At 61.9% G+C, this 13,967-nt stretch carries 10 protein-coding genes; 2 read left to right on the top strand and 8 right to left on the bottom strand.

The genetic code is table 11. The annotated features are described in order from the left end of the window. The 8 genes from AC3VI7_RS09655 to AC3VI7_RS09620 all read right to left on the bottom strand — a co-directional run. Positions 1-357, bottom strand: a 357-nt coding sequence (locus AC3VI7_RS09655; protein WP_489671485.1) for an efflux RND transporter permease subunit, incomplete at its 3' end; no start/stop codon positions are given. A gap of 12 nt (positions 358-369) precedes the next feature. Next, positions 370-1,497: an efflux RND transporter periplasmic adaptor subunit gene (locus AC3VI7_RS09650; protein WP_489669047.1), complete on the bottom strand. Its 1,128-nt coding sequence runs from the start codon at positions 1,495-1,497 to the stop codon at positions 370-372. After that, positions 1,494-2,111 carry a hypothetical protein gene (locus tag AC3VI7_RS09645; protein WP_489669046.1) on the bottom strand — a complete coding sequence of 206 codons (618 nt, stop codon included), beginning with the start codon at positions 2,109-2,111 and terminating at the stop codon, positions 1,494-1,496. The genes AC3VI7_RS09650 and AC3VI7_RS09645 overlap by 4 nt, the downstream gene beginning before the upstream one ends. Next, positions 2,108-3,394 carry a TolC family protein gene (locus tag AC3VI7_RS09640; RefSeq protein WP_489669045.1) on the bottom strand — a complete coding sequence of 429 codons (1,287 nt, stop codon included), beginning with the start codon at positions 3,392-3,394 and terminating at the stop codon, positions 2,108-2,110. The genes AC3VI7_RS09645 and AC3VI7_RS09640 overlap by 4 nt, the downstream gene beginning before the upstream one ends. A 72-nt stretch (positions 3,395-3,466) precedes the next feature. Continuing rightward, positions 3,467-3,835: a hypothetical protein gene (locus AC3VI7_RS09635; RefSeq protein WP_489669044.1), complete on the bottom strand. Its 369-nt coding sequence runs from the start codon at positions 3,833-3,835 to the stop codon at positions 3,467-3,469. A gap of 45 nt (positions 3,836-3,880) precedes the next feature. Next, positions 3,881-4,420 (bottom strand): hypothetical protein, encoded by a 540-nt coding sequence (locus tag AC3VI7_RS09630; RefSeq protein ID WP_489669043.1) that lies wholly within the window; start codon positions 4,418-4,420, stop codon positions 3,881-3,883. An 89-nt stretch (positions 4,421-4,509) separates the two neighbouring features. Then, positions 4,510-5,310: a 2OG-Fe dioxygenase family protein gene (locus AC3VI7_RS09625; protein WP_489669042.1), complete on the bottom strand. Its 801-nt coding sequence runs from the start codon at positions 5,308-5,310 to the stop codon at positions 4,510-4,512. Between the two features lie 29 nt (positions 5,311-5,339). Continuing rightward, positions 5,340-5,843, bottom strand: coding sequence for a hypothetical protein (locus tag AC3VI7_RS09620; protein ID WP_489669041.1), 504 nt, complete (start codon positions 5,841-5,843; stop codon positions 5,340-5,342). A 322-nt stretch (positions 5,844-6,165) separates the two neighbouring features. Between AC3VI7_RS09620 and AC3VI7_RS09615 the strand changes: the two genes are divergently transcribed. Continuing rightward, entirely contained in the window at positions 6,166-7,890 is a 1,725-nt protein-coding gene (locus AC3VI7_RS09615; RefSeq protein WP_489669040.1) for a ShlB/FhaC/HecB family hemolysin secretion/activation protein, read from the top strand. A gap of 13 nt (positions 7,891-7,903) precedes the next feature. Continuing rightward, on the top strand, positions 7,904-13,967 hold a 6,064-nt coding region (locus AC3VI7_RS09610; protein ID WP_489671484.1), incomplete at its 3' end, for a YDG domain-containing protein.

The raw sequence follows: 13,967 nt of genomic DNA, 5'->3' as shown, positions 1-13,967 counted from the left end.
CTCACGCAATTGGGCCAGGCGTTCGGCCACCGATTGACGGTTGCGGTAGAGATCCGTGCCCCAGTCGAACTCGGCGTACACCACCGATAAACCCACGCCCGAGGTCGAACGCACCCGGGTGATGCCCGGCATGCCGTTGAGGGCGGTCTCTATCGGAAAGCTCACCAGTTGCTCGACTTCTTCTGGGGCCATGCCACCCGCTTCGGTGAGTACACTGACCAAGGGCTTGTTGAGGTCGGGGAAGACATCCACCGGCATGCGCCAAGCCGTGATGCCTCCATAGATCAGCAGCAGCGCAGCAAAAGCCAACACCAGCAAGCGGTTGTGCAGGCTGTATCGAACGATTTGATTGAACATCGCGGCCCCAGTTCAGCGGATCTGTGCGATCAGCGCCGCACCTTGCACCACCACCCGGTTATCCGGGGCTAGGCCTTGCACGACCAACACGGTTTGGGTGTCGAGGGCTTGCACGCGCACCGGCTGGGCCATGAAGCGTTCGGCACCGACCTTGATCCAAACCACCGTTTCGTTGGCCGGATTACGCACCACCGCTTGGGTGGGTAAGACGATGCCCGGGGTGTGCTCCTTGAGTCCGACCAACAAGGTGATCGGCTGACCGATGGCCAAGGGGACGGGTTGCCCGACTGACTCAGAGGAGGCCCGGAAACTCAGTGGCAATACGCCATCACGCAGGACGCGTGCCCCGCCGACCAGGTGCAACTTCATCCCCGTGATGCCCTGCACATGTGCCTGCCCGATGCGATCAGCCAAAGTGATATCCGGGGTCACTGCTTCCACCATCAAGCGGGAGGGATTGATGATGTCGATCAATACATCGCGTGTTTCGATCATCTGGCCGACTTGCAGATCTGCACGCGCTACCACCCCGGTGACCGGCGCACGTAGCGGCTCGCGCGAATTCAAACTTGCGGCGATGCTTTGCTCACGCACGGCCAACGATGCGGCCTCAAGACCAGCGGCCTCGATGTCTTTCCGGGGCACCGTGCCTTGCAGCGATTCGAGACGGTGCATGCGCTGCTCGGCCACGGTTTTGCTGCTACGCAGTTCAGCCAACTGGGCTTGTTGGTTCGCTTGGGCGTAGGGGTCTGCATGGTGACGAACCCATGCCAACACGTCGCCTTGGCGCACGATTTGGCCCGCCACAGGCAGCCCGTTGGGGCCGGCTTCGATGCGTCCGCCATGGCTTGCTTGGACCCGACCGCTGGCATTGGGGTCGGGTACGACGCGAGCAGGTAGGCTCAGGGTGACAGCGGCTTCGCCTTGCGGGGCCAGTACGGTGCGTATGCTCATGCGGCGCTGCGCCAGTTTGGGCATGTTGACGCTGCCATCCGGCAAGCGCATCAGCCCGTGAGTAGAGCTACTTTGGGCCGTAACGGCGGCGCTATCTAGATGCTCGCCATTCGGGCCATGGGCACCTGGTCCTGCTTGGACGACGGAGCCCCACAGCGTCAGCATCAAGACCATTGAAAACTTCATAGCGTGTCTCCGTTCGTTGTCTTGTGGCTGGATGAAGGCCCTCGTTGCCATAACCAGCCTCGTCCGGCCAGACCGGCTAAAGCCGCAAGGGCCGCCAAGGCCGCTAAGCTGCCACCGAGGCTCATCCCGAGCGGGCCTGGGATGATGTGAGGATGGACGGGTTCGACGACCGCAGGCGTTTGCAAGGTGCCTTCCAGCAAATCGGACTGTTCACCGGCCAACACCGTGACGATCAGCGCATGCACACCCGGTTGTAATAAGCGCTTGAGCATGAGCGCGTCATCGACGGCGTAATCCCCATGGTCGGCATGAAATCTGGCCTGGGCTTTGAGCTCATCGCAGGCCACTTCGACCTTGGCGTTGAGCACCGGGTCGTTGGTCTCGAAAGCGTCGATCAGGATCGACAGTTCATCGTCTTCGAGGTTGGCCACCAGTTCGAACAACTCGGATTTGCTTTCGAACCGAGGTTGGGCATGGCCCATCGTGGTCTCGTGAGTGTGACCCTCAAGGTGTTCACCGTTGGGGCCGTGGGCTCCCGGGCCGGCCAGACAGGTGAAGCCGGTGAGGCAAGTTGCCAGAGCCGGGAGAAGCAAAAAGAGACGCAGTGTCGTCATGGAAGAATTCCCAGAGCGTGTTGAAGACGGGCCTGCGCCAAGTCGAGGGCAGCGGCCTGACGCAGCGCGGCCACTTCAGCCTGTGCGGCGGCATTCAAGGCGCGCAGCATGTCGGGCAAGGCGGTTTCGCCGGCTTTGAAGGAGATTTCAATCAAACCGGCGCGTTGGCGCAGCAGGGTTGCTCGTTCGCGTTCGGCCTGGGCTTGGGCCGCATGGCTGTGCCATTGAGACTGTGCAAGTGCCCAATCACTGCTCAGGCGCGTTCGGGTGCGCTGCTCGGTGATTTGCGCCACGTCGAGTTCGGCCAAGGCTGCGGTCACCCGAGGCTGGCGCAGGGTTTCAGCCCCCAAGGGTAAGGGTAAGCGTAGGCCCACGCCCACGCTTTGCTGCGTCGGTCCGTCTGGGGTGAAGGACTCTTGGCGTACATGCAGCGTTAGTTCAAGCGGTGCGCCTTGTTGGTGCTGTACCCGGTCCAAGCGTTGGCGGGCGCGCTCGACAGCCTGGGTTGCAAGACGCAACTCTGGATGGGTTTCAAGAGTGGGCGGTGGGGTCTCCTCCACCTTGAGGGTGATGAGGGTGTTTGGTGGGGCGGGCTCAGGGGCCAAGCTCAGGCCGGTCAAGGCTTGCCAAGTGAGTTGCTGGGCGTGGAGGCGTTGCCGGGCTTCGGTGTCTTGTGCCCGTGCCGACCAGACCTCCGCCTGAGCCGCCATGGCATCAGCAGGCGCTAAATCGCCGGCCTGCACCCGTCGAAGCACATCGGCGGACAGGCTTTCCAGCCACTGGCGCTGCAAGTTTGTAAGGTCAACTTCGGCGGTGAGGGCGTGGATGGCCGCAGCCGTGTCCTGCACTTGGCCGGCCAGTCGGAGTCGCTCAGTTTCAGCTTGGGCTTGCGCCCAGGCCAGATCCGCGTCGGCGGCTTGGGCCGCAGCGGCACGGTGACCTGGTCGCCACAGCGGCAGAACGATGCCGAGATCGGTTTCGCGGTTGGGGAAGAGGCCATGACGCCGCCCTTCACGCTGGCTCAACTCCAAGACCGGCGGAGCTGCCAGCCCAGAACGAGCCGCCGCTTGTTCAGCCACTGCTAGACGCTGCTGACCGGAGGTCTCACCGATTTGCAGCGAACGCTCCCAAGCAGCATCCAGCGCCTCTGACAAAGTGGGTGGCGTGGGTGGCTGAGCCGCAGCGGCGCAGCACAGCACACTGGCCGCAAGATTCGCAAAACTCACAGGAGTCGCAAAAGCACGGCCAGCACGCCATGGAAAAAACCATGGGGGCAATGTCACGGGAAATATCCTGACGAAGACGAAGACCACGAAAGCCCGCATGCCTAAGCGGCGCGGACCACGGATGCAATGTCAGGGCTTCAGTCGGGGAGGTCGCTCTAAGCTGCCCAGAAAAGGCAGGGGTGCCAAGGCAAGGGGCTCTTGGGCAGAGAACACCGGCGGTGTGATCGGCATCAACAGAGCGATGGAAGGAATCAGGGCCGGTGCGTGGATGCACGCATCGCCCATCAGATGCGCTATCGAGGCGAGGGAATCATCCTCATCCCAATCATCTTGGTCGTCTTGGTCATCGTCATGGTGATGATGACTTTCGCCCACCCAGTGCAGCAGGGCATGCTCTTGCGCATCTTCTTCAGCCAGGATCACCGCCGAGCCCGCAAAAGCGAGCGCCTGCCAGCCCATGCAGAGCATCAGGAGAAGGAGGGTGAGCCGGCGACACATGGCGGGCGAGTGTAGCCGATGCCTCCACTGCACCACTGCATTGGCTCAGAACATGTAGCGCACAAAAAGATGTGTGCGGGTCCTGTGCGACGTGTGTGACCACCCACCGGAGCTGCTTTGTTCTTGGAAGTCGATGTAAGTCTCGGCAGCGATAGAGGCTTGGGGCAAGAGCTGATACTCGATACCGACCACCGGGGCAAAGATCACGCCATTCGAGCTCGTTTGACTGGCAGGACTTGACGAGCTGGCTGCTTGGTTGTGACTGAGCTCAAACACACTGAAGCGCAAGCCTCGATACCAGTTCAGCTCGCCCGAGACATCGGTTAGAAAAAGGCCAAGCCCTATTTCGCGCTCGGTCACCCTATCCACGGCGAATCCGCCGACCTTGTCCTCGCTGCTCTGGCTGTAGATAAAGGGTTCCAAGCGGAACGAGGGGCTGACCCGAATCGGCACATAAAGGGTCGATCCTGACGACACGGGCATCCCCAGCCCCCAATCCAGCGCCACGGCTGGCGTACCGCCCACAAGGGCCGCTGCGCCAAGAGCGAGCGGCAGGGCGAAGCGGCGAAGTGTTGTTGTTCTCATGACCACTGCTCCTAGCGAATCGTGGTGAGATTCATTCTAGGGCGCGACCCTGGTGAAAACCCTGATCGTTGACTGCGGTGGTGGGAGACTCAAACCCCCGGCGGATCTTGGAAGCCGTGCTGGCGGTAGGTGATGACGAGGGTGTCGCGGTGGCTGGTTTGAGGGCTGGTGGATGTGTTCAGTGCTTCGGGCTGAACCTCGGGCTGGATGGGGGTGCTTTCGTGGATGACGCGCTGGTCGTCGATGAGCAGGGCGCTCCACGGCTCGGTGAGGGTGAAGCGCACACCCAAGGGACCTTCGGCGTCAAAGACGCGCGATTCACCGCCCCGGATGCCTTGGCGGCCGGCCAGCAGCACGGCCACGTAGTCCACGCCGTCGCGGTGCGCACCTTCGGGGGTCGGGCGGCCCACGCCGTCGGTGGTGTCGATGCGGAAAGGGTGAACTTCGATGAACCACGGGTGCTGATCGAGGTCCTCGCCTTTGGCCGCTGCAAAGACTTCGCCCAAATGGCGAATCAGGGCCAGGAAATCGGGCGAGGTGCTCAAGGCCGTTTCAAGCGGCTCGAACCAGCGCAGCATGCCGCCGTGCAAGGCGTTGTAGGTGGTGGGCTGCCAGTGCGCGCGGTGCGGGACATGCGTCAAGTCATGCGCGGTTTGGATGTAGCTGCCGTGGCGGCGATAGCGGTAGCGGCCGCCATCCTTGAGATGTGGATCGGGCGGCAGCCTGTCCCACGTGGTGTGCAGCGCGTTGAGCGTCTCGCGGTCGGTGCCGGTCAGGCCCGTGAGTGCGGCGGTGGACAGGAGCGCGTAGCCGTGGCGGTTGAGCCGCGTCACGGCTTGGCTGCGATCAGGTTGATCCAGCAACAGCGGCTGGGGAAGAAGATGAGGCATAGGCGGGATTGTGCCCGCCTATGCGGTGATCATTTCTCGACCGCTTGAATGACTGACATCCCGGTCTTGCTCTGCGTGAAATCAGAAATACTCACGCTGGTTTTTAACCAAGGTTTCTTGGGTGCGCGCGATTTATCCACCTTCATGCCCACCACAGTGGGATAACTGGTGATGGTGTACTGGCTATTCCAATACATGCTATCGGGTGAATTTAGGTCGATGGCATAGATGGCGTATTTTGTGGGCAGTGTGGTATCGCTATCAATTCGATCCACTTCGTGTTTGGCATCTTCGACGCCATGGAGACAAGCCTCACTCAACTTGGGCGTTTGGGTGGAGTTGCTCGAAAAAGCATAAAGAATGGTCACGCTTTTGGTGGTGGTCTTGGCCAGCTTTTCAAAGTCTGCAAAAGTGATTGTGGTCAATGGCGCACAGCCATGGACTTTGTCGTAATCAGCATGGGCTGAAGTACCTGCAAATAACAGCGATGCGCCAAAAATGGCAGAAATACCTTTGAAGCGATGCACAAACATGATGGTCCCTTGATGTCAAACTGAAATGAAAGCCAAGACTGCGGCGATCAATATTTTAGGCGAACGGCTAAGAATATGGCTATGTTAGCCGACGACTTTGTTTATGCCAGTTGGTTGCTGCGTTTTATTTTGTGACAAACAAGACAAGAGATGATTGTTGGTATTAATGGTTAAATAATTTAATGCACTGTTCAATTTTGTAATTGATGTGCGGCGAGCCCCTTCATGTGAGAAATTTCATAGGTCATCCGTCTTTATGTCCATAAGATGCGCAACCGCAACAGTCTTGTAACCTTTGGCTACAAAACCTCCAGGAGTGCTCATGCCGCCACAGTTACGTATTTCGTTGTCCCCTTGGATGTTGACCTTGGCTGTCTTGCCGGTAGGTGCCCTTGCAGCAGCGCCGGATGGCGGCGATGTTTCTCGTCAGATGAGCCCCGTCAGCCGCGAACCGCGCGTCGATAGCCCAAATCCCCAAGCCTTGCCCAAATCCCCTGCTGAATCACCAGCTATTCAGCCTCAAAGCAGTTTGAAGGTGACTGTCAACGCCTTGCATATCAGCGGGTCGCAGGCTTTTTCTGAAGCTTCCTTGCTTGCATTACTTGCCGACGCTCAAGGGCAAGAGCTTGATTTCAAGCAGCTTCAATCTTTGGCGGATCGCATCACCGCCCATTACCGTGCCCAAGGGTATTTGCTGGCTAAAGCTTATTTGCCGGCCCAGAAAATCGCAGCAGGCTCGGTGCAGATCACGGTCTTAGAAGGGCAACTCGGTCAGCTCGGTATCGACACCACGACGCCCGCATCCGAAGCCACCAGCACCACCAAGACGTTGCCGTTGAATCGCAGCCAAGTGGCCCCCTTTTTGGCTGATCTGCGCCCCGGTGAAGCGCTGCAAAGCGCCCCGTTGGAACGGGATTTATTGGTGCTGAGTGATTTGCCCGGCGTCAAAGTGCAATCGGTGCTGCGTCCCGGTGAAACGGTGGGCACCAGCCATTTGGATGTCAAGGTCCAAAGTGAGCGGGCCATCAACGCCAGCGCCACGCTGGATAACTACGGTAGCCGCTACACCGGCGAATGGCGCGCCAGTGCGCGCATCAACGTTGCCAGCCCGTTCCGGTTTGGTGACAGCTTGGATGCGATGGCCACCTATGCCGGGCAAGGCTTCCGCTACGGTCGGCTGGCGTGGCAAACCCCGGTGGGCGGGCGCGGTTTGCAGCTCGGTGTGGCCGGCTCTTTGATGGGCTATGCGCTGGGGCAAGAATTTGCCGGCCTTAACGCTTCCGGCCAAGCCAGTGATCTGACGCTCTACGCCTTGCAGCCGCTTTTGCGCAGCCGCAGCAGCAATGTGCAGGCCCAAGCCGCGCTGGATGTGAAGCACTTTGATGATCTGGCCAACGATGGCCATACCCTCAAGCAAGTGCAGGTGCTGTCGCTTGGCTTGTCGGGCAACCACCCGACCGCTTGGGGGGCCAGCGCCCAAGGCTCAGCCACCTTGACCTTGGGGCATCTGGTGCTTGATGGGGCCAATGCGGTCTCGGATGCCGATCCAATTACGGGGCTGCGCACCAACGGTGCGTACACCAAGTTGAGTTTCCAGGGCGAATACCTCCATCCTTTTGCCCCCAGTTGGAGTCCGAACACCAGCCTAGCGTTCAAGATCAGCGGCCAAGCTGCGGGTAAGAACCTCGACTCTTCCGAGAAGATGAGTTTGGGTGGGCCGCAGGGTGTGCGGGCTTACGCCACCGGCGAGGGCTCCTCAGACCACGCGCTCTCGGCCAACGCTGAAGTGCGCCGTGTTTGGGGCGATACCACCCAAGCCAAGTTGTTTATCGATGCCGCCAAGGGCATACCTGCCCATACCCCTGTGCCCAGTGACAGCAGCGCCCACGTGCGCAATCTGGCCGGTGCCGGGGTGGGGCTGGACATGAAGCTGCCGTACAGCATCCAACTCCAATCCGCTGTGGCGTGGCGTCTTGTCGGTATGCCTACCAGCCAAAGCCTTGACCGCAGCCCTCGTCTTTGGGCGTTGATCACAAAAAATTTCTAAGGGAGATCTCACCATGAATCGCAGCTACCGCCTGGTCTGGAACGACGCCACCCAACGCTTTATCCCCGCCCCTGAAATCGCCCGGGGTCGCGGCAAAGGCAGCAGCCGTGCGGCCCAAGCCGTGCTGGCCGGTGCCTGCGTGCTTGGCTTGGGTGGTTTGAGCCCCTCCGTCAGCTGGGCCGCCGGAGCCGGTGGGGCCACGGTCACCGCCACGGCTTTACCCAGCGGTGGGCAGGTGGTGGCAGGGCAAGCTACGTGGACCACCACGCTCAGCCCGACGCTCAGCCCGGTGGCTGGCGCGGCGAATCTCACGGTCAATCAAGCCAGCCAGCGCGCGGTCATCAACTGGACCAGCTTCAACATTGGCTCCGCCGCCAGCGTGGACTTTGTCCAGCCCAGCCCGAGCGCAGTGGCCTTGAACCGGGTGGTGGGGAGTGATCCGAGCCAGATCTTTGGCCAACTCCGGGCCAATGGCCAAGTGTTTTTGGTCAACGCCAACGGCGTGCTTTTTGCGCCGGGTGCGCAAGTCAATGTGCATGGCCTGCTGGCTTCGACCGTGGATACGAGCGACGCTGATTTCATGGCGGGCACCTTGCACTTTGCGGGCAAAGCGGGCGTGGTGCGCAACGAAGGCCACATCAGCACCGACGCGGGCGGCTACGTGGGGCTGCTGGGCGGCCAAGTCAGCAACACCGGCACCATCACGGCGCAGTTAGGCCGTGTCGCCTTGGTGGCGGGCAGCGATGTCACGCTCGACTTTGCGGGCGACGGCTTGCTCAAAGTGGTGGTGAACGCCGGGGCCGTGCAGGCCGTGGTCGATAACGCCGGCCTGATCCAAGCCGACGGCGGGCGAGTGCAGATGACAGCCCAAGCGGCCGATACCTTGGCCAGTTCAGCGGTCAACAACACCGGCTTGATTCAGGCGCGTGGTTTGCAGAGCGTGGGCGGCGTGATTGAACTGGGCGGGGATGCGGTCTACCAAGCCGGAACGCTGGATGTCTCGGGCGATCAAGGCGGTAAGGTGGCGATCAGCGGGGTGGGCCTTTTGCAAAGCGGGGCCATCCACGCCGATGGTCTTGCGGGTGCCGGAGGCCAAATCAGCGTTTTGGCCCGCCAGCAGTTGTTGCAAACCCAAGGCGCGCTGATCAGTGCTGATGGCTCGACCCAAGGGGGCGCTGTCGTGCTGGGTGGCGGGCAAAGTGCGTATCTCTCAGGCCAAAGTCACGCCAACGGCGTGGTGCAAGGCGGGCAGGTGGATGTCAGTGCCGCGCAGTTGAGCTTGGCGGGTGCCAGCCTGAGTGCGGATGGTCAAACCATGGGTGGGCGTTTGCGCATCGGTGGGGACGTTCACGGCGGTGCCTTGCCCGGGATGAGCAACGCTCAAGCGGTCGGCATCAACAGCACCACGCAGCTCAGCGCACGCGGTCAAGGTGGCCAAGTGGTGGTTTGGTCGGACGGGCAGACCCGCTACGACGGTCGCGCCACGGCGGGTGGGCGCACTGCGGCCGGGTTCATCGAAATCTCGGCCAAAGGCACCTTGCATTTTTCCGGTCAGGCTGATCCTGGCCAAGGCGGTGAGCTACTTTTGGACCCGACCGATATCGTCATTGATGTGGCCGGCGCACCCACCCGCTATATCCAATTGGCCACTCCGGGCTCAATCGCTGCTGGGGGACATGCCTCGAACGGTGTTTTCGAGCTGAGCAATGGCAACTTGGTGGTGGCTTCGGAAAGCGACAGTTTTGGGGCTGCACTCAATTCGGGGCTGGTCTCGCTTTATGACGGCCAAACGGGGGGGCTGATTTCGACGCTCTATGGCCTGAGTGCCACGGATGGCGTGGGCCGGACGGTGTTGCCGCTGAAAAACGGCAACTTTGTGGTGGCCAGCCCCAAGTGGGACAACGCGGGCCAAGTCGATGTGGGGGCGGTGACCTTGGTGCCGGGGCTTGTCGGGCTTCAAGGGCCTGTGACAGCCAGCAATTCACTCACAGGGTTGAACGCCGCTGATCAGATCGGTTCCGAAGGTCTCTTTGCCCTGAGTAATGGGCATGCTGTGGTGGCCAGCAGTCAATGGCAAGGTGCCAAGGGCGCGGTGACGTGGTTGGACGGTGCGGTCGGCCTTGCCGGACAAACCGTGAACGCCACCAATTCTTGGACCGGCACGCTTGCCGGGGACATGGTCGGGGCGGGTGGGGCCAACCCCATACAAGGGGTGGTGCCGCTCTTGAATGGTGATTACGTCATCGTGGCCCCGGCGTGGAATGGCAAGACCGGGGCGGCCACCTTGGTGCATGCCGGCAGCACCAGCGGCGTGGTCAATGCCACCAACTCTTTGGTTGGGGCGACACCGAATGATCAAGTGGGCTGGGATGGGGCCACGTTGCTGGCCAACGGCGATTACGTGATTCGCAGTTCACAGTGGTCCGCTCAGGTGGGGGCTGTCACCTTGGCCAGTGGTGTGGCCGGGCTGGCCAAGGTGGATGGCAGCGGTGTGGTCACGGCGACTAATTCGTTAACAGGTACCACTGCGGGTGACTTGGTGGGTTCAGGATCTGTCACTCCCTTGGTCGGTGGCGACTACGTGGTGGCCAGCCCGGCATGGCAGGGCACTTTGGGCGCGGTGACGTTGGTCAGTGGTGCCACGGGCTTGGCCAAGATCGACGGCTTGGCTCCAGTCTCGAACCTCAACTCGCTCACAGGGGCCACCCTGGGTGATCAGATGGGCTCAGCCGGAGTGGTGGCTTTGCCCAACGGGGCCTATGTGGTGTCGAGCCCCCTGTGGACCGACCCGACCAACCCCGTACCGCTCAATCAAGTGGGGGCGGTGACATGGCTTGCAGCCACCAACACGCTGGTTGGGCCGGTGGCAAGTGCCGCCAATTCGCTGATCGGTTCCAGCTACTGGGATAACGTGGGCTCCAACGGTGTGGTGCTGTTGAAGGATGGCAACTATCTGGTCAACAGCCCATGGTGGAGCAACGGTGCTGCGACATCCGTGGGGGCGGTGAGCTGGGGCAATGGCTTGACGGGTACCACGGGCACGGTGGGTGTCAACAATGCTTGGGTGGGACTGAACGGCAACGATAACGTCGGCTTTGGGGGTGTGACTGTGCTCAGCAATGGGCACTTCGTCATCAACAGCCCCTTTTGGGGTGGTGGGCTCGGGGCAGTGACGTGGGTCGATAGCACCTTGGCCAGCGCGGGTGGGGCCGTGCTGGCGAGCAATTCACTCACGGGCGTTGCCATGACGGATAACGTCGGCTCGGGGGGCGTGATGGCTTTGGCCGGATCTGGGGGGGATTACGTCGTCAGCAGCCCCACCTGGAGCAGTGTCAACGCTTCTGTGGGGGCGGTGACCAAGATGTACGGCGGCCCGATCAGCGCCAACAGCGTGGTCGATACCACCAACTCTTTGGTGGGTGCTCTCGTGAACGACCAATTGGGTTCGGGGCACATAGCGGGTGGGGCAGCGGGCCTGATGGCCTTGAGCACGGGGGCTTACACCATCAACAGTCCCAACCTCAGCGGGGGGGCTGGGGCGGTGTGGCTGGTGAAGGACACGCCAGCTACGCCCTATTACACGCCCGAACACATCGCGGCCATGACACCGGCGGGGGTCCGCGTCACCTTGGCTGCGACCAACACCATCACCGTCAATGCGCCGGTCACGGTGGGGGGATCGCTGGAATTGAACGCGGGCAACACCCTGACCTTGAACGCGCCGCTAACCTCGACCGAGACCAGCCCGACCGCTTTGGTGATGGTGGCCGGCCAGCAGTTCATCAACAACGCCGGTGCCAACGCGCTCAGCACCCCCAACGGGCAGTGGCAAGTCTGGTCGGCCAATCCGGCTGCTGATGTGCGCGGCGGGTTGGTGCCGAACTTCAAGCAATACAACGCTACGCCGGGCTCGGCCACGCAGCCGCGTTCCACCGCTTTGGGCAGCGGCAACGGCATGTTCTATGGCTTGGCCCCGATGCTCAGCCCGACGCTCAGCAGCACCGGCCCCGGCCCGGTGGTGCGGACCTATGACACCACCACCAGCGCACCGCAGGCTGGGTTGAGCCTGGGGGCCACGGGTGCGGTGGATGGTGACGCGGTGGTGTTGAGCGCTGCGGCGTTTGACTACACCGTGGCCGGTGTGGCCAGCAAGCAAGCCGGTTCAGGTCTGGATGTCACCGCCAGCGGCCTGAGCGTTCAGGCCAGCAACGGTGCCACCCAGGTTTACGGCTATCAGCTCAGTCCATCCACCACGGCCGTAGGGGTCGGCACCATCCAGAAAGCTGCCCTGACGGTGGGGCCAACCGTGGTTGCCAACAAGGGCTATGACGCAACCACCTCAGCCACGATCAGCGCCCTAGGTGCTTTGAGCGGTGTGCTGGGCAACGATGCGGTCGGCTTGAGTCAGTCGGCTGCGTTCCAAGACAAAAACGCTGCTTTGGCCAAGCCGGTGGCGGTGACCAACACCCTGACGGGCGTTGACGCCAGCAACTACATCGTCACCAACACCACGTCCAGCGCTGACATCACCAAGCTGATCGTGACGCTGCCGGGTACACCGGGCCAACCAGCAGGCAACACCAACGTGACCGGCACCGCCGTGGCACCGACCAAGGTCTATGACGCCACGACCGCAGCGGCGATCACCACCCAAGGCACCTTCACAGGTGCGTTGGCAGCGGATCAAGTCGCGGTGGCGAGCCAAACGGCGAGCTATGCCGATAAGAACGTGGCCAACGCCAAGACGGTGACGGTGGCAACCACCTTGACCGGCGCGGATGCGGGCAACTACGACGTGGCCCCGTTGACCTTCAACGCCGACATCACCCCAGCGACCTTGGCGCTCACTGGCACCACGGTGGCACCGACCAAGGTCTACGACGCGACCATCGCCGCAGCGATCACGGCAGCAGGCAGCTTGGGCACACCGCTGGGTACCGATCAAGTCACGCTCCTGAGTCAGACGGCGGCCTATGACACCAAGAACGTCGGCACGGCCAAGCCGGTGACGGTGACGACGGTGTTGCAAGGTCTGGATGCGGGCAACTACGTGATCGCTCCGGTCACGGCGCAAGCCGACATCACCAAGCTGGTTGTGACGCCAGGTACTGCGGGTGGTGGTTTGAACGTGACCGGCACCGCCGTGGCACCAACCAAGGTCTATGACGCCACGACCGCAGCGGCAATCACCACCCAAGGCAGCTTCACAGGCGCGTTGGCAGCGGATCAAGTCGCGGTAGCGAGCCAAACGGCGAGCTATGCCGATAAGAACGTGGCCAACGCCAAGACGGTGACGGTGGCAACCACCTTGACAGGTGCGGATGCGGGCAACTATGACGTGGCCCCGTTGACCTTCAACGCTGCGATCACCCCCGCCACTTTGGCGCTCACTGGCACCACGGTGGCACCGACCAAGGTCTACGACGCGACCATCGCCGCAGCGATCACGGCAGCAGGCAGCTTGGGTACGCCGCTGGGTACCGATCAAGTGGTGTTGCTGAGCCAAAGCGCGGCCTATGACACCAAGAACGTTGGCACGGCCAAGCCGGTGACAGTGACGACCTTGCTGCAAGGGCTGGATGCGGGCAACTACGTGATTGCGCCGATCACGGCGCAAGCCGACATCACCAAGCTGGTTGTGACGCCAGGTGCTGCGGGTGGCGGTTTGAACGTGACCGGCACCGCCGTGGCACCAACCAAGGTCTATGACGCCACGACCGCAGCGCAGATCACCACCCAAGGCAGCTTCACGGGTGCGTTGGCAGCGGATCAAGTCGCGGTGGCGAGCCAAACGGCGAGCTATGCCGATAAGAACGTGGCCAACGCCAAGACGGTGACGGTGGCAACCACCTTGACCGGCGCGGATGCGGGCAACTACGACGTGGCCCCGTTGACCTTCAACGCCGACATCACCCCAGCCACTTTGGCGCTCACTGGCACCACAGTGGCCCCGACCAAGGTCTACGACGCGACCACCGCCGCAGCGATCACGGCAGCAGGCAGCTTGGGTACGCCGCTGGGTACTGATCAAGTCTCGCTCCTGAGCCAAAGCGCGGCCTACGCGGACAAGAACGTTG

The organism is Leptothrix toolikensis (SeqCode) (assembly GCF_057922285.1).
This window is presented reverse-complemented; position numbering and strand designations above follow the sequence as displayed.